This window comes from Zoogloea sp. (assembly GCF_041914405.1).
Taxonomy (GTDB): Bacteria; Pseudomonadota; Gammaproteobacteria; order Burkholderiales; family Rhodocyclaceae; genus Zoogloea.
Genome location: NZ_JAYSDK010000025.1, coordinates 1 through 15,615 on the forward strand (window position 1 = coordinate 1; position 15,615 = coordinate 15,615).

17 protein-coding genes are annotated in these 15,615 nt (G+C 64.6%); 7 read left to right on the plus strand and 10 right to left on the minus strand.

Features of this window, described 5'->3' with window-relative positions:
• From glyQ to gloA, 6 genes are all read left to right on the plus strand, one after another.
• Positions 1 to 700, plus strand: a 700-nt coding sequence (gene glyQ, locus ACE3RX_RS15100; RefSeq protein WP_374485413.1) for a glycine--tRNA ligase subunit alpha, incomplete at its 5' end; no start/stop codon positions are given.
• Complete coding sequence (gene glyS / locus ACE3RX_RS15105) at positions 700 to 2,784, plus strand: glycine--tRNA ligase subunit beta (protein WP_374485417.1); 2,085 nt, start codon at positions 700 to 702, stop codon at positions 2,782 to 2,784. The genes glyQ and glyS, both read left to right, overlap by 1 nt.
• Before the next feature lie 9 nt (positions 2,785 to 2,793).
• Entirely contained in the window at positions 2,794 to 3,327 is a 534-nt protein-coding gene (gene gmhB / locus ACE3RX_RS15110) for a D-glycero-beta-D-manno-heptose 1,7-bisphosphate 7-phosphatase (RefSeq protein WP_374485422.1), read from the plus strand.
• Positions 3,328 to 3,340: 13 nt separating this feature from the next.
• Positions 3,341 to 4,093, plus strand: a complete 753-nt coding sequence (locus ACE3RX_RS15115; protein ID WP_374485425.1) for a lysophospholipid acyltransferase family protein — start codon at positions 3,341 to 3,343, stop codon at positions 4,091 to 4,093.
• Positions 4,090 to 4,812: a M48 family metallopeptidase gene (locus ACE3RX_RS15120; protein ID WP_374485427.1), complete on the plus strand. Its 723-nt coding sequence runs from the start codon at positions 4,090 to 4,092 to the stop codon at positions 4,810 to 4,812. Before ACE3RX_RS15115 ends, ACE3RX_RS15120 begins: the two co-directional genes overlap by 4 nt.
• Before the next feature lie 15 nt (positions 4,813 to 4,827).
• Positions 4,828 to 5,214, plus strand: a complete 387-nt coding sequence (gene gloA, locus ACE3RX_RS15125; RefSeq protein WP_374485429.1) for a lactoylglutathione lyase — start codon at positions 4,828 to 4,830, stop codon at positions 5,212 to 5,214.
• Positions 5,215 to 5,219: 5 nt separating this feature from the next.
• Here the strand turns inward: gloA and ACE3RX_RS15130 are convergent, their stop codons facing one another.
• From ACE3RX_RS15130 to fliO, 6 genes are all read right to left on the minus strand, one after another.
• Positions 5,220 to 8,336 carry a response regulator gene (locus ACE3RX_RS15130; RefSeq protein WP_374485432.1) on the minus strand — a complete coding sequence of 1,039 codons (3,117 nt, stop codon included), beginning with the start codon at positions 8,334 to 8,336 and terminating at the stop codon, positions 5,220 to 5,222.
• Positions 8,333 to 9,376 carry an HD domain-containing phosphohydrolase gene (locus ACE3RX_RS15135; RefSeq protein WP_374485435.1) on the minus strand — a complete coding sequence of 348 codons (1,044 nt, stop codon included), beginning with the start codon at positions 9,374 to 9,376 and terminating at the stop codon, positions 8,333 to 8,335. The genes ACE3RX_RS15130 and ACE3RX_RS15135 overlap by 4 nt, the downstream gene beginning before the upstream one ends.
• A gap of 108 nt (positions 9,377 to 9,484) precedes the next feature.
• The gene (gene fliR, locus ACE3RX_RS15140; RefSeq protein WP_374485438.1) at positions 9,485 to 10,267 is read right to left on the minus strand and encodes a flagellar biosynthetic protein FliR; all 783 of its coding nucleotides are present in this window, start codon (positions 10,265 to 10,267) and stop codon (positions 9,485 to 9,487) included.
• Positions 10,268 to 10,282: 15 nt separating this feature from the next.
• Entirely contained in the window at positions 10,283 to 10,552 is a 270-nt protein-coding gene (gene fliQ, locus ACE3RX_RS15145) for a flagellar biosynthesis protein FliQ (RefSeq protein ID WP_374485440.1), read from the minus strand.
• Positions 10,553 to 10,566: 14 nt separating this feature from the next.
• Positions 10,567 to 11,313: a flagellar type III secretion system pore protein FliP gene (fliP, locus tag ACE3RX_RS15150; protein WP_374485442.1), complete on the minus strand. Its 747-nt coding sequence runs from the start codon at positions 11,311 to 11,313 to the stop codon at positions 10,567 to 10,569.
• Positions 11,310 to 11,723, minus strand: coding sequence for a flagellar biosynthetic protein FliO (gene fliO, locus ACE3RX_RS15155; RefSeq protein WP_374485445.1), 414 nt, complete (start codon positions 11,721 to 11,723; stop codon positions 11,310 to 11,312). Before fliO ends, fliP begins: the two co-directional genes overlap by 4 nt.
• A gap of 174 nt (positions 11,724 to 11,897) precedes the next feature.
• Here fliO and ACE3RX_RS15160 point away from each other — a divergent pair, with 174 nt between their 5' ends.
• A complete protein-coding gene (locus tag ACE3RX_RS15160) occupies positions 11,898 to 12,110 on the plus strand; it encodes a hypothetical protein (protein ID WP_374485449.1) in 213 nt (70 codons plus the stop codon).
• Positions 12,111 to 12,181: 71 nt separating this feature from the next.
• Here ACE3RX_RS15160 and fliN read toward each other — a convergent pair whose 3' ends face one another.
• From fliN to ACE3RX_RS15180, 4 genes are all read right to left on the minus strand, one after another.
• Positions 12,182 to 12,643: a flagellar motor switch protein FliN gene (gene fliN, locus ACE3RX_RS15165; protein ID WP_374485453.1), complete on the minus strand. Its 462-nt coding sequence runs from the start codon at positions 12,641 to 12,643 to the stop codon at positions 12,182 to 12,184.
• A gap of 9 nt (positions 12,644 to 12,652) precedes the next feature.
• Entirely contained in the window at positions 12,653 to 13,645 is a 993-nt protein-coding gene (gene fliM / locus ACE3RX_RS15170; RefSeq protein WP_374485457.1) for a flagellar motor switch protein FliM, read from the minus strand.
• 12 nt (positions 13,646 to 13,657) lie between these two features.
• Positions 13,658 to 14,227: a flagellar basal body-associated protein FliL gene (fliL, locus tag ACE3RX_RS15175; RefSeq protein WP_374485459.1), complete on the minus strand. Its 570-nt coding sequence runs from the start codon at positions 14,225 to 14,227 to the stop codon at positions 13,658 to 13,660.
• Between the two features lie 93 nt (positions 14,228 to 14,320).
• On the minus strand, positions 14,321 to 15,556 hold the full coding sequence (locus ACE3RX_RS15180; protein WP_374485461.1) for a flagellar hook-length control protein FliK: 1,236 nt from the start codon (positions 15,554 to 15,556) through the stop codon (positions 14,321 to 14,323).
• Positions 15,557 to 15,615 lie beyond the last annotated feature (59 nt).

Below are 15,615 nucleotides of genomic sequence, written 5' to 3' on the forward strand. Positions count from 1 at the left end.
CGAGAACCCCAACCGCCTGCAGCACTACTACCAGTACCAGGTGGTGCTCAAGCCGTCGCCGGCCAATATCCAGGAGCTCTACATCGACAGTCTGCGCGCATTGGGCATCGATCCCAACGCCCACGACATCCGCTTCGTCGAGGACGACTGGGAGTCGCCCACGCTTGGCGCTTGGGGCCTGGGCTGGGAAGTCTGGCTGGATGGCATGGAAGTCACCCAGTTCACCTATTTCCAGGAAGTCGGCTCCCTGTCCTGCAAGCCGGTGCTCGGCGAGATCACCTACGGCCTCGAGCGCCTGGCGATGTATCTGCAGGGCGTCGAGAACGTCTATGACCTGGTGTGGTCGATCGGCCCCGATGGTACGCCGGTTACCTACGGCAACGTCTATCACCAGAACGAGGTAGAGCAATCCACCTACAACTTCGAGCACTCCAACGTGGAATGGCTGTTCCGCCTGTTCGGCGAGTACGAGTCCGAAGCCAAGCGTCTGCTGGCCGTGCCGCTGGTGCTGCCGGCCTTCGAGATGGTCATGAAGTGTTCCCACACCTTCAACCTGCTCGATGCCCGCGGGGCGATCTCCGTCACCGAGCGCGCCGCCTACATCGGCCGCGTGCGTGCGTTGGCGCGTGAAGTGGCCCAGGCCTATTACAACTCCCGTGAAGCCCTCGGCTTCCCGATGCTGAAGAAGGAGGCCGCGTGATGACCAGCGCGACCCTGCTCGTTGAACTGCTGACCGAAGAACTCCCGCCCAAGGCCCTGCCCAAGCTTGGCCAGGCCTTCTCAAATGGCATCGTCGCCGGCCTGCGCGCGCGCGGCCTTGCTGCCGCCGATGGCGCCTTCCGCTGGTTCGCCACGCCGCGCCGGCTGGCGGTGAGCATTGCCCATGTGCTGCCCGAGGCTGCCGCCCAGGACGTCACCGAAAAGATCATGCCGGTGTCCGTGGCGCTCTCCGCCGACGGTCAGCCGACCCCTGCGTTGAGCAAGAAGCTGGAAGCCAAGGGGATTCCGCTGTCCGCCGTGGCGAACTTCGAGCGCCGCATGGATGGCAAGGCCGAAGCGCTGTTCTATACCTCGACCGTGGCTGGCGCCAAGCTGGCCGACGTGCTGGCCGGTATCGTGCAGGATGCGCTGAAGCAGCTGCCGATTCCCAAGGTGATGCGCTGGGGCGACGGCGATGCGACCTTCGTGCGTCCCGCCCACAAGCTCACGTTGCTGCACGGCGCCAACGTGGTGCCCGGTTCGGTGCTCGACGTCCAGTCCGGCCGCACGACCCGCGGCCACCGCTTCATGAGCAAGGGTGACATCGAGATCGCCACTGCCGACGCCTACGAGCCGACGCTGCTGGCCGAAGGCAAGATCATCCCCGACTTTGCCGAGCGCCGCGCCAACATCGAGAAGCAACTCGTCTCTGAAGCCGGCCGCCAGCATGCCACGCTGGGCGAATACGCCGACCTGCTGGACGAGGTCACTGCGCTGGTCGAGCACCCGACGGTTTACGTCGGCGAGTTCGAGGCCGAGTTCCTGGCCGTGCCGCAGGAATGCCTGATCCTCACGATGCGCGCCAACCAGAAGTATTTCCCGCTGTTCGACGAGGCCGGCAAGCTGCTCAACCGCTTCCTGATCGTGTCCAACATGGAGCTGGCCGATCCGTCCAACATCATCGCCGGCAACCAGCGCGTGGTGCGTCCGCGCCTGTCCGATGCACGCTTCTTCTTCGAGCAGGACATCAAGGCCGGCCTCACGCCGCGTGTCGTCAAGCTCGGCTCGGTGGTCTATCACAACAAGCTGGGTTCCCTCGGCGAGCGCGTCGAGCGCCTCTCCGCCGTGGCGCGCAAGATCGCCGGCCTGCTGGGCGCTGACGAGAACCAGGCCAACAGCGCTGCGCTGCTCTCCAAGGCCGACCTGCTGACCGACATGGTTGGCGAGTTCCCCGAGCTGCAGGGCACCATGGGCCGCTACTACGCGTTGGCTGAAGGTGCCGCGCCGGTGGTCGCCGAGGCCATCGAGCAGCACTACCGTCCGCGTTTCGCCGGCGATGCGCTGCCCGACAGCAACATCGGCCGCGCCCTGGCATTGGCCGACAAGCTGGACGCGCTGATCGGCTTCTTCGGCATCGGCCAGATCCCGACCGGCGATCGGGACCCGTTCGGCCTGCGCCGTGCGGCCCTCGGCGTGCTGCGTATCCTGATGGAAGCGCCGTTGCCCCTCGACCTGGCCGAGCTGATCCAGCTGTCCGCTGCAGCCTTCAAGCCCGGCGTGCTGACCGCCGAGGTGGATGGCCCGCTGTACGACTTCATCCTCGAGCGCCTGCGCAACACCCTGCGCGATGCCGGCCACGCTCAGGATGTGGTGGACGCGGTGCTGGCCCTCAAGCCGACCCGCATCGACCTGGTGGTGCCGAAGCTCGAAGCCGTCGTGGCCTTCCAGCAGCTGCCCGAAGCGGCTGCGCTGGCTGCCGCCAACAAGCGGATCGTCAACATCCTCAAGAAGGCCGAAGGTCCGATCGGCGAGCCCGACGTGGCGCTGCTGGTGGAAGAGGCCGAGAAGGCCCTGTTCCACGCCATCGTCGACGTCGCGCCGCTGGCTCGCTCCCACTTTCAGAACGAGGCCTACACCGACGCGTTGCGTGTCCTTGCCGGCCTTCGTGCAGCGGTGGACCGCTTCTTCGACGAGGTGATGGTGATGGCCGAGGAGCCGCTGGTGCGTCAGAACCGCCTGGCCCTGCTGAACCAGCTGGCCGGCCTGATGAACCAGGTGGCCGACATTTCCCGCCTGTCCGCCTGAGGCCTGTTCATGAAGCTGATCGTGCTCGACCGGGACGGGGTCATCAATTTCGACTCCGACCAGTTCATCAAGTCACCCGAGGAGTGGAAGCCGATCCCGGGTTCCCTGGAAGCCATCGCCCGCCTCAACGAGGCGGGCTGGCGGGTGGTGGTGGCCTCCAACCAGTCGGGGGTCGGGCGCGGCCTCTTCGACATGGACACCCTCAATGCCATCAACGAGAAGATGACGAAGGCCTTGTCCCAGGTCGGCGGCCGGCTGGACGCGATCTTCTTCTGCCCGCACCCGGCGGATTCCACCTGTGAGTGCCGCAAGCCCAAGCCGGGCATGTTCATCCAGATCGCCGAGCGCTTCAACGTGGACCTGACCGGTATGCCGGTGGTTGGCGACAGTCTGCGCGACCTGCAGGCCGGTGTCGCGGTGGGGTGCAAGCCCTATCTGGTGCTGACCGGCAAGGGCGCCAAGACCCAGTCCGATCCGGCGCTGCCCGAGGGCACCGAAATCCACCCCGATCTGGCGGCCGTCGTCGCGCAGCTTACCGCCTGAAGGTGTTCGTTCCGTGGTTCTAATCCGCAATCTGTTGTTCATGCTGGCCCTGGGCGTCTTCACCCCGTTGTATGCGGTGATTGCCATGGCCACCTTTCCTTTCGGCCCGAAGACCCGCCACAAGATCATCCGTGGCTGGCCACGCATCATGGGCTGGGTGATCAAGCACGTACTGGGGATTCCCTACCGCCTGATCGGTGCCGAGAATATTCCGGCCAAGGGCCCGGCCATCGTGGTGTCCAAGCACATGTCGGCCTGGGAAACCATCATGCTGCAGGACATCTTCCCGCCGATGGTCTTCGTGATGAAGAAGGAAATCCACAAGGTGCCCTTCTTTGGCTGGGGTATTGCGCAGATGCCGATGATCGCCATCGACCGGGCCGCCGGCAAGGATGCGTTGGCCCAGGTCGAAGCCCAGGGGCGTGAGCGCCTGGCCGACGGTCTGTGGGTGACGATCTTTCCGGAGGGCACCCGCGTTGCGCCGGGCAGCAAGAAGCGCTACAAGGCCGGTGGCTCCTGGTTGGCCGCGCAGACCGGTACGCCGGTCGTGCCGGTGGCCCACAATGCCGGCGAGTTCTGGCCGCGCAACGCCTTCTTCAAGCGTCCGGGCGAGGTCGTTGTGAGCGTCGGGCCGGTGATCGATACCACTGGCCTGACTGCTGATGAGATCAATGCCCGTGCCGAGAAGTGGATCGAGGCCGAGATGCGCCGTCTGTTCCCGCACCACTATCGCGGCCACTCCCGCAAGGAGCCGGCCCAGGCGTGACTTCTGCCGCTGTCGAGACCCGCGAAATTGTCCTTAACGGGCAGCGGGTTGTTTATCGGCTGCGGCGCAGCGTGCGCAAGACCCTCGGGCTGCGTATCGACGATCGTGGTCTGACGGTCGGCGTCCCGCTGAGGGTCTTGCTGCGGGATGTGGAGGCCTTCATCCGCAGCCACGCCGACTGGGTGCTGGACACGCTGCACAAGCGTCCGCCAGCCAGCCAGCGGCCCGCTTTTGTTCCCGAGGAGGGGGCAACCCTACCGCTGCTCGGCGATACTTGGCATCTCCGCCTCGGGCGGGGTAACAACCGGGTCTTGTGGCATGAGTCCGGTTCCGAACGAATTCTTGAGCTGGCCCTACGTAGCGGCGGCGATGCCCGCCAGTTACTGCTGCGCGGCTTGCAGCAGCGCGGGTTGGAACTATTTTCAAATCGGGTAGAGGAGTTCTGCCTGCGTCTCGGGCGTCCGGTGCCGGTCGTTGGGCTGACCAATGCGCGTACGCGCTGGGGCAGTTGCAGCAGCCGCAGCGGCATCCGCCTGCACTGGCGGCTGATCCATCTGCCGCTGGGCCTGATCGACTACGTGGTGGCTCACGAGGTGGCCCACCTCGTCGAGATGAACCACTCGCCGCGCTTCTGGTCCGTAGTGGAGTCTTTGTATCCCGATCACCTTGCCGCCCGCCAGGCGCTCCGCCAGGTGGCGGCTTCCCTTCCACACATTTGAACCGAGGAAAGCTCCATGCGCCTTTTGCACACCATGCTCCGCGTCGTCGATCTCGACCGCTCCATTGCCTTTTACACCGAGGTGCTCGGCATGCGCCTGCTGCGCCGGCATGACTATCCTGAAGGCAAATTCACCTTGGCCTTCGTCGGCTATCAGGAGGAATCGGAAGGGGCGGTTCTCGAACTGACCCACAACTGGGGCGTCGAGTCCTACGAGCTGGGCACGGCCTACGGGCACATCGCGCTGGAAGTGCCCGACGCCTACGCCGCCTGTGAGGCGATCAAGGCACGCGGCGGAAAGGTCGTCCGCGAGGCCGGCCCGATGAAACACGGCACCACGGTGATTGCCTTCGTCGAGGATCCGGACGGCTACAAGGTCGAACTGATCCAGGCGAAGACCTGAACCTGTTACCGGGGCGGGAGACCGAAGGCTTCCCGCAGGGCGATGAGCTCGTCGTGCAATTCGGCAAGGACGGCGGGCGCATCGTTCAGTTGTTTCTCGCGCCCCATTCGCTCCAGTTGCTGGGCCTTGGCCTGGGCGCGCTCGGCGCAGAAATTGGAGACCGCGCCCTTCAGCGCATGAGCCGAACTGTATAGCGACTCCGCGTCGCCGGCGGCGACGGCAGCATCCACGCTGGCCAGCATGCGTGGCTCGTCCTCGCTGTACATCTCGATCAGCTGGTTCAGCAACTCTTCATCATCGCCCAGGTTGGCGAGGACCTTTTCCCGGTCGAAAACCGGGGCTCCACTTGGAGCCGATTCTGGCGCAGGTGGCGGCGACGGCTCGTCGTGTCCGACGTTGTTGATCAACACCTCGACCAGGTCGGGAGCGTGGACGGGCTTGGACAGGTAGCCGTCCATGCCGGCCTCCAGGCAGCGTTCCCGGTCGCCTTTCATGGCGTGGGCGGTCATTGCAATGATTGGCGTGCGGGGCATGCCGGCGCTCTCTCTCTCACGAATCCTGGCGGTGGCCTCGACGCCGCCCATGACGGGCATCTGGACATCCATCAGGATGATGTCGAAATGTCCGCTGGCATGCAGTTCGACGGCTTCCGCCCCGTTGTTGGCGATTTCGACCTGGTGCCCGAGCTTCTCGAGCAGGCGCAGGGCGAGCGTCTGGTTCACGATGTTGTCCTCGGCGAGCAGAATACGCAACTGCCGCCGCTGTTCGCGCAGGCTATGGCGGGTGATCAGCGAGCGTTCCTGCTCTGCCGCCTCTATGGGTTCGACCGATAGCAGGATGGCGTTGAGCAGATCAGATGCCTGCACGGGCATCGGCAGGTAGGCAGAGACCCCCAGTTCCCGGCAGCGTGCCCCATCGCCGCGCCGGCCTTCGCCGGCCAGCATGATGATGCACGGTTGCGGCGTGGTGACTCGCGGAATCTCCTGGACTAGCTCGAAGCCCTCGGCATCGGGGAGTTGGGTGCTGACGATGACGACGCGGAACGGATGTCCGTCGGCGCAAGCATCGCCCAGCTGGCGGCGGCTGCTGGCCGCGTCAGGCAGCGCCAGTGGCGACATCCGCCACTGATTGAGGAGCTCTACCAGCATGGCTCGCTCCGACGGGTTGTCCACCGCGACGAGCACCGGCAGATTGTCCAGATGTGCATCCTCGTCGATCGGAGCGAGTTGCTGGCCGTGATCGAAATGGGCCGTGAAGTGAAAGGTGCTGCCTTCGCCGGGCGTGCTTTCCACCTTGATGCGGCCACCCATGGCCTGGACCAGCTGGGCACTGATCGTCAGGCCCAGTCCGGTGCCGCCGTAGCGGCGGGTCGTGGAGGTGTCGGCCTGGGAGAAGGCATCGAAGATCAGGCTCTGTTTTTCGGCGGGAATGCCGACGCCGGTGTCCTGCACGCGGAAGTGGATCGCGGCCTTGCCATCGATGTTGGGTACCTGGCCAGGCTGAACGATCAGCGTCACGCCGCCGACCGAGGTGAACTTGATGCCGTTGGTGAGCAGGTTGATGAGCACCTGGCGCAGGCGATGGGGATCGCCGACCAGATTGTCCGGTACGTCGGGCGAGACCTGGGCGGTGAGTTGCAGGTCCTTCTCGGCAGCCTTCTGCTGCAGCGTGCGCACCGCCAGGGCGATGCAGTCGCGCAGGCTGAAGTCGATGTGCTCGAAATCCAGCTTGCCGGCCTCGATCTTCGAGAAGTCGAGGATATCGTTGATGATGCCCAGCAACGCATTGGCGGAACTCTTGACCAGCAGCAGGTATTCCCGTTGCTCCTGGTCCAGTTCGGTGTCGAGGGCCAGGTCGGTCATGCCGAGAATCGCGTTCATCGGGGTGCGGATCTCGTGGCTCATGTTGGCCAGGAAGTCGCCCTTCAACCGGCTGTTGGCTTCGGCTGCTTCCTTGGCCTCACGCATGTAGGCCTCGGCCGCCTTGCGCTCGCTGATGTCCCGCAGGTAGGCGGTGACGAGCCGCTGGCCGTCGCTTTCCACGGCAACCAAGGCCACCTCGACCGGAAATTCTTCACCGCTCTGGCGCACTGCGATGCCATCGATGCGTTGCCCGATGCCTTCTGGGCGGGTGTCGGCGAGCAGCTTGGCAAGTTCGGCGCTTTGAGCGTCGCGCAGGCGTTCGGGGAAGAACAGGCGGGTGTAGGACTGGTGCAGCACCTCGCTGCGTGGAATGCCGAAGGTGCGTTCGGCGGCCGGGTTGAACTCGATGATGCGCCCTTCGCTGTCCACCGTGATGATGCAGTCGAGGGCCGCTTGGGTGATTGCCCGGTTGCGGGACTCGCTGGCGCTGAGGGCGGCCTGACCGTCGAAGAGGCGGATGGATGTCCAGTTGAGGGCGTCCACCAGCTTGCGGATCTCGTTGATGCTGCTGGATTCGGCCAGCACGGCTCCCTGGCTGTTCTCGAGGGATTCGGCGAAATTGGTGGCGCGCTCGAGGCTGCGCAGCGGCGGGCGCAGGAAATACAGGATCGCTATCGTGCCGGTGAGCAGCGTCAGCAGGCTGGCCAGGGCGCTGTCCTCGATGATGTGCTGGAAGCTCTCGTTGGCGGCAACCGGTTTCATCTCGACACGCAGCCAGCCGAGCGGGGCATGTTCGCCGATGCCCGACCAGGACAGCAGCGTTTGGGCGCTGGTGTCGGCGGGCAGGGTGGTCGCCTGGCGGTTGTCAGTCGGGGGCATCAGCGGTGTGGCGTCAATGGCCTCGGCCTCCAGCGGTGCCTGCTCGTGCTTGCGGATGGCGCTGGCGATGGGGACGCCCTGACGGTCCGTGACCGTCACGCGCCGGATGCTCGGGGACGTCTTGAGCTGGAGCAGGTGGGACAGAACCTGGGGGGCGTTGCCGGTCGCCAGGTGCGGCTCCAGGGCCGTTGCCATCTGCTGGCCGAGCTCGTCCGCGTGGCGGCGTTCGAGGCGCTCCACGTAGGCTGCCTGTTCGAGGCCGATATAGAGGGAGTAAGCGCCGATCGACAGCGTCAGTAGGACCGCGAACAGGAAGGTGAGCTGCTGGCCAAGGGAGCGCAGCCCGAGGCGGGAGGCCAGGTTATGGAACGGTGCGCTCATTCCTGGTCTTGGTAGCGCTCACGAATAGCCAGCACGGCGGGCCATTGCTCAAGGAAGGCGTCGACGCACGACGGATCGAAGTGAGTACCGCGTCCGTCCTTCAGGAAGCTGACCGCCCGGTCCAGCTCCCAGGCCTGTTTGTAGGGGCGGGCGGAGGTGAGGGCGTCGAACACGTCGGCCACTGCCACAATGCGTCCCGACAGGGGAATCGCCTCTCCGGCCAGCCCGGCTGGATAGCCGCTGCCGTCGAATTTCTCGTGGTGGTTGAGGGCGATCTCGGCAGCGAGCTGGATCATTGGCGAGCTGGATCCGCTGAGGATGTCGTGTCCGATGGTCGCATGGAGGCGCATGATGGCCATCTCCTCATCGGTGAGGCGGCCCGGCTTGAGCAGGATGTTGTCCGGTGTGCCAACCTTGCCCACGTCGTGCATGGGGGCCGCGCTGAGCATGCGTTCGCAATACTCATCGTCGAGGCCCAGCTGGCGGGCGATCAGTTCGGAGTAGTGGGCCATGCGCAGGATGTGGGCGCCGGTTTCCGGGTCGCGGTATTCGGCGGCGCGGGCCAGCCGGGTAACCGTTTCGCGTTCGCGGGCGATGATGTCCGCCGTCTTGCGCGTGACCGCCTCGATGAGGTCGGCGTTCCAGGTGCGCATGCGCTTGTGGCTTTCACGCAGGGCCAGCATGCTCCGGACGCGGGGGTCGAACTCGTGGCGGTCGATCGGTTTGGTCAGGAAGTCGTTGGCGCCCGCGGTCAGGCTCTGGTAGCGGATTTCCTTCTCGTGGGCGGCCGTCACCATCAGGATGGGGACTGCGTCGGCAGGGTGGCTCCGGCGGACAGTCTCGATGAATTCGATGCCGTTGATGTCGGGCATCATGTAATCAACGATGATCAGGTCGGGTTCATTGTCCTCGCACCACTTCAGACCTTCTACTGGAGAGATGAAGGCGTGGATTTCCGTGCCGGCCGGTGTGAGTTTGCGTACCAGGGCTTGGATCAGGGTCAGGTTGATAGGGGTGTCGTCGACGATGACTATGGCCATGGGGGCTCCGCAGGTGCGCTGCTTTGTGAAGCGTGGCGCGTACAAGAGGGGATATCGGTCAATGCCCCGGGAAATTAAGTATCGCTGATTTCTCGCCTGTCGTCGGTTTCACAGTGTGCCACGCACTACTTGCGCCATGCTTTCGAAGCCCATGTCGTATAGGCGTTGCAGCAGGGGCGCCATGCGTTCCAGGGTCATGACGAGCATGCCGAGACCCACGGTCAGGGTGATCGGGAAGCCGATGGCGAAGAGGTTGAGTTGGGGGGCGGCCTTGGTGAGGATGCCGAGGGCGATGTTGGTGATCAGCAGTGCGGTGACGATGGGTAGGGCCATCAGCAGGCCGCTGCCGAAGATGATGGCGCCGGAGCGGGCCAGCAACAGCCAGCCGTCGCCGCGCACCGGGGCGGCGGTGATGGGCAGCCATTCGAAGCTGCGCGCCAATGCGTCTACCAGCAGCAGGTGGCCGTTGAGGGCCAGAAAAATCAGCGAGGACATCAGGGTCAGGAACTGGCCGACGACCGCGGTCTGGCCGCCCGCCATCGGATCGAAGAATGTTGCGAAGGACAGGCCCATCTGCAGGCTGACCAGTTCCCCCATCAGTTCGAGGGCCGCCAGCACGATCCGCATTGTCAGCCCCATCGCAAGGCCGATCAGGCTTTGCTGGCCGATGATCAGCAGACCGTCCCACGAGCCTAGCGGAACGCTGGGCACGGCAGGCAGGGCCGGAGCCAGGCCGATGGCGATGGCCAGGCCGGCCAGCAGCCGCATCCGCCGCGGAATCCCGTCGTTAGCGAAAATCGGTGCGGTGCTGACCAGCCCGAGGATGCGTGCCAGGGGATAGGCCAGCATGGCCAGCCATGCGTCGAGCTGGGCGGAGGTGAGGGACAGCATCGCGGGACGGCGGATTTAGCCGATCAGTGTGGGAATGCTGTCGAACAGGCGGCGGATGAAGTCCGTCATCATCGTGATCATCCACGGACCCGCCAGCACCAGGGTGATGAAGGTGGCGATCAGCTTGGGTACGAAGGACAGGGTCTGTTCGTTGATCTGTGTGGCAGCCTGGAAGATCGACACGATCAGGCCGGTGACGAGGGCGGCGATGAACAGTGGAGCCGATACCAGCAGGGTGAGCTCGAGGGCCTGCCGACCCAGGTCGATGACTGTGGTGGGGGTCATGGTGGAGTCCTCGCTCAGCCGAAACTACGTACCAAGGAGCCGATCAGCAGATCCCAGCCGTCCACCAGCACGAAAAGCATGATCTTGAAGGGTAGGGCGACGGTGGCCGGGCTCATCATCATCATACCCATCGACATCAGCACCGAGGCGACCACCATGTCGATGATCAGGAAGGGGATGAAGACGATGAAGCCGATCTGGAAGGCGGTCTTCAGTTCGGAGGTGACGAAGGCCGGAATTACCACGCGCATCGGCAGATCGTCCGCCTTCTCGACGCGGGGGGTCTTGGCCAGCTTGGCAAACAGGTTCAGGTCCGGCTCGCGGATCTGCTTGAGCATGAAACTCTTGACCGGCACCGTGGCGCGGTCGAGGGCTTCATTGAAGGTGATGCGGTTTTCCGACAGCGGTACCCAGGCATCGGTGTAGACCTTGTCGGCCACCGGCGACATGATGAAGAACGTCAGGAACAGGGACAGGCCGATCATCACCTGGTTAGGCGGCGAGGTCTGGGTGCCGAGGGCGTGGCGCAGCAGGGACATGACGATGATGATGCGTGTGAAGCAGGTCATCATCAGCACCATGGCCGGCAGGAAGCTCAGGGATGTGAGCAGCAGCAGGGTCTGGATCGACAGGCTGTACTGGGTGCCGCCACCGCCCGCCGGCGTGCTGGTGACGGCAGGCATGGCCTGGGCCAGGACCGGCAGGGGCGCAAGAAGGCATAGGGGCGCGAGGCGGCGCATCAATGTAAGCAGGCGCATCATGGCCGGCGCTCCAGGGTCTGCTTCAGCCAGGTCTGAAAATCCTTGCCGCCGGGGAGCCGTGTCGTCTCGTTCGTAGCCGGGGGCAGTTCGGCTGCATCGAGAGTGTGCAGCTGGGTTATCCGCCCCGGGGCGACACCGAGGACGAGCACCTTGCCCGCCACTTCCACCAGTACGACCCGTTCCCGCGGGCCGACCGGGGCGGCACCACGGACCTTCAGCAGGTTGGCGCCACCGCCCGCACCGGCGCCGAAGCGCTTCAGAAAGAGCAGCGTGGCATAGAGCAGCCCGAGGATCAGTGCTAGCCCCAGGAACATCTGGAGGACACTGCCGGCGACGTCGAGGGTGCCGTCGGCGGCCAGGGCAAGCGTGCTCGGAGCCAGCAGGCCAATGGCGAGCGGGGTGGGGCGCATGGTGGGTTGATGCACGATGGGAGTCTAATAGACGAGATTAGTCGGGGCGGCTTCGAAGTGAAGGCTGGATTAAGCGCCCAAAACGGTATTTTTTCATGCTTTTCAGTTCATGCCTCAGAACCGCATGCTATCCCTACACTCAAACAACGCATAACACGTCCTGGAGGTGTGATCATGCTGCTCTGGCATCGTGACATCCAGCCAAAGGCTGGCGCGTCTGAAGGAAAAGCGGAGGCGGTCGAGCCTTCCGTGGGTTATGAAGCCAAGCGTCAGCGGGCGCTGCAGATCCTGGGCGAACGCTGGCTGCTCCACCGGGCCAATGCGCCGGACCGGCGACCGGTGCGCTCCGTGCTGTCCCGTCTGCACGGGGATGCGGCGATGCCTTGAGTGTTGCTTGTGGGGGCTGAATGAAAAAATACCGGCCGCGGGGGCCGGTATTGTTGTGTGCGTTTGCCTGATCAGTTGCGCAGTTTGCGGATCCGTTCCGCGGGCGTGATGATGTCGGTCAGACGGATGCCGAACTTGTCGTTCACCACGACCACTTCACCCTGGGCGATCAGCGTGCCATTGACGAGCACGTCCATCGGTTCGCCGGCCAGTCCGTCGAGTTCCACCACCGAGCCGTGGGCGAGCTGAAGCAGGTTGCGGATCGCGATCTTGGTGCGCCCCAGTTCCACGGTGAGTTGCACCGGGATGTCCAGGATCATGTCGTAGTCGTTGATGGAGCCCGCCTTGGTGCCCGCCTGCCCGAAGTCAGGGAATAGCTGGCTGGCCGGCTTGGCCTGGTAGGGGGACTCTTCGGCCAGGCCGGGGTGGGCCGGGTCGGTCAGGCCTTCCGCGGCGGCCTGCTCCTGCATGGCAGCCGCCCAATCGTCGTCACTGATCTGGTTGTCGTCGTCTGGTGTGTCTGTTTCTGACATCTCGTGCTCCTAGCCCTTGGGGGCTACTTCTTCTTCCTGCGCCAGGAAACGCTCCACCTTGAGGGCGTATTGGCCGCGCTGCACGCCATAGTGGCATTCCATGAACGGAATGCCATCCACCTCGGCCTGGATGAGGGGCGGAATCGTCAGTGGAATGACGTCGCCTGGTTTCATGTTGACGATGTCGCCAAGGGTCACCCGGGCCGAGCCAAGGCGTGCCGTCAGCGTGACTTCGGCACTCTGTAGCTGCTTGCCCATCATGCTGACCCAGCGGTTGTCTTGGGTGATGTGGTCGCTCTGCATCGTCGAGTAGAGCGTCTCACGGATCGGCTCCAGCATCGAATACGGGAAGCAGAAATGCATTTCCGCCTGGGAGCCGCCGAATTCCAGTGTAAACGATGCGGCCACAACGATTTCGCTGGGGGTCGCGATGTTCGCGAACTGGGGATTCATTTCCGAGCGGACGTACTCGAATTCCAGTTTCCGGACCGGCAGCCAGGCTTTCTCGTACTCGCTGAAGGCGACCTTCAGCAGGCCCTGGATGATCCGCTGTTCGGTCGGCGTGAAGTCGCGCCCTTCGACGCGGGTGTGGAAGCGCCCGTCGCCACCGAACAGGTTGTCCACCACCAGGAAGACCAGGTTCGGATCGAGGACGATCAGTCCCGTGCCGCGCAGGGGTTTGGCGATGAAGAGGTTGAGGTTGGTCGGCACCACCAGGTTGCGCACGAACTCGCTGAACTTCTGGACCTTGATCGGTCCGACCGACACCTCGACGTTGCGGTGCATGTACGTGAACAGGCCCACCCGGAGATAACGAGCGAAACGCTCGTTGATGAGCTCCATCGTGGGCATGCGCCCGCGGACGATGCGCTCCTGGGTCGCGAGGTTGTAATCGCGTACTCCGCTGCCGTGCTCCTCGGCGACGTCGGTTTCCTCGCTCTCCCCCGTGACGCCCTTCAGCAGGGCGTCAACTTCTTCCTGGGAGAGAAAATCCTGGGCCATGATGAAACCCCGTTACTGCACGATGAACTGGTTGAACAGGACGGCCAGTACCGGGCCATCGTCCTCGGGACGGTTGCGCTTGTTCTTCTTTTTGGGGTTGGGCGCATAGCCGAGTACGTCGTTGGCCTCGTCCTTGACCTCGTCCGCAAGCTGTTCCCGGCCTTCCGCCGTGGCCAGCTCGGAGGGCTTCTTGGAAGACAGCAGCATGATGATGCGGTGTTTCAGTTCCGGCATGTAGAGCTTCAGGGAGTCACCGATCTTGGCATCCGCGACCCGCAGCACCATCGTCGACTGCAGGAAGTGCTCCCCTTCTTCCGGTGCCAGATTGACCGTGAACTGCTCCAGCGGGACGAAGACCGGCGGGTGAGCCGGGTCGACCTTGACCTTCGGCGGCTCGTGCGCGGTTTCCTCCTCGCCTTCTTCGCCCTCGGCGTGCTTCTTCTTGCCCAGCAGCAGGAAGGCTCCACCGCCGGCGATCGCCAGGATCAGCACCGCCGCGATAATGACGATGAGTTTCTTCTTGCCGCCTTTGGCAGGCACTTCGCCTTCGGCGGCTTCCGCCTTGGCCGGTGCTTTCGACATGCTGGATCGCTCCTTATTTCATTGCATTGTTATCCATCACGTCCACCTGCCAAGCCGTAAATAGGGGCGTGATCGCCCTCCATTTACCGTGTTTCAGGCAAACGTGTCTACCAGTCCGTCCCCGCGCCGGCTCCACTGCGGGGAGATGCTCCGGGGGGCCGTCCCGTCATCGTTGTTGCGCGGGGCGCCCCAGCCGTTGCGGCGCTGTTCGTCGCCGGAGTTGTTCGACTGGCTCGAAGTGCCGACGTCGGTCTGACCGAGGTTGATCCCGCTTTGTTCGAGCACTTCGCGCAGGCGCGGAAGGCTCTGTTCGATGAGTTCCCGGGCCGCCGGGGTCGCGGCCACGAATTGTGCACTGGTCTGGTCGCCGCTGACAGTAATCGACACCTCGATTTTGCCCAGTTGCGGCGGGGTAAGGGTGAGTTGTGCGTGGCTTTCGTCGTGGCCGACCATCCAGCTGACGCGACTGCCCACTTCTTCGGGCCAGCCGGGGCTGCCTGCCGGGGTGGCCACGTGGAGGGGGACGGGTGACGGAGCCTGGGGTGTCGCCTCGCCGCGTAGATGGGCCAGGGCCGCGGCATGGATGCCGGCGAAGTTGTTGACGGGCGTGGATTCCGCTGTGAGCTCCGGGTTTTTGCCGGCAGTTTCGCTCGTGGCGGCAATTCTTGCCGCAGCGGTGTCCGCAGGTGCCGCGATGGCTGACGCATCGTGGCCTGCCGCAGCGCCGGCAGGCTGGTCCGCGTTGGCGAACCAGCGCTTGCCGGCACCGCTGTCCAGCCCGCCGGCAAGCGTATCCGAGGTAGCCCCTGACAGTGTGACGGTGGGGCCTTTCCGGCTGTCACCGGCGGCGTCGGAGGCCTGGCCGGCCAGCGTGACCGTCGGGGGGGCTTGCAGCGGGCGTTCGTTGGCCGCGACCAGGGCGGCGAGCGCTGTGTCGGAGGGGAGCGAGGTGGCCTGCGTGGTGTCTTCGGTGGTGGCTGTATTATCGCCAGGCTGGCCGCCGGCGCCGTTCTGGACCAGCAGGCTGCCCAGCAGTGTAGCCACGTCCGCGGCCTGCGCATCCTCGGGGGCTTTTTCCCTGGCGTCCTGTGCCTCGCCGGCTGTCTTGCCGGTTGCAGGGGGCGTGCTGTTGTCGGCCTTGGTGGGGGATGCGGAGCCGGTGTTGCTGGCCGGCTTGGTGTCTCGATCGATCTGGCGCTGCAGTTCGCGGGCGAAGCCGGAGTCGGCGGCGTCAGTCGAGGACGTCAGGGCGCTGTCGCTCCGCGATACGTCGGTGCTCTTGGCCGCAGTGGCAATGTTCGCGAGAGGGTTCAAAGCCGGTCCGGACATGATTGTATTCCCGAAAAGGATGCAGACACCGGTTCCCAGCAAACGCCATGCCAGAGGCC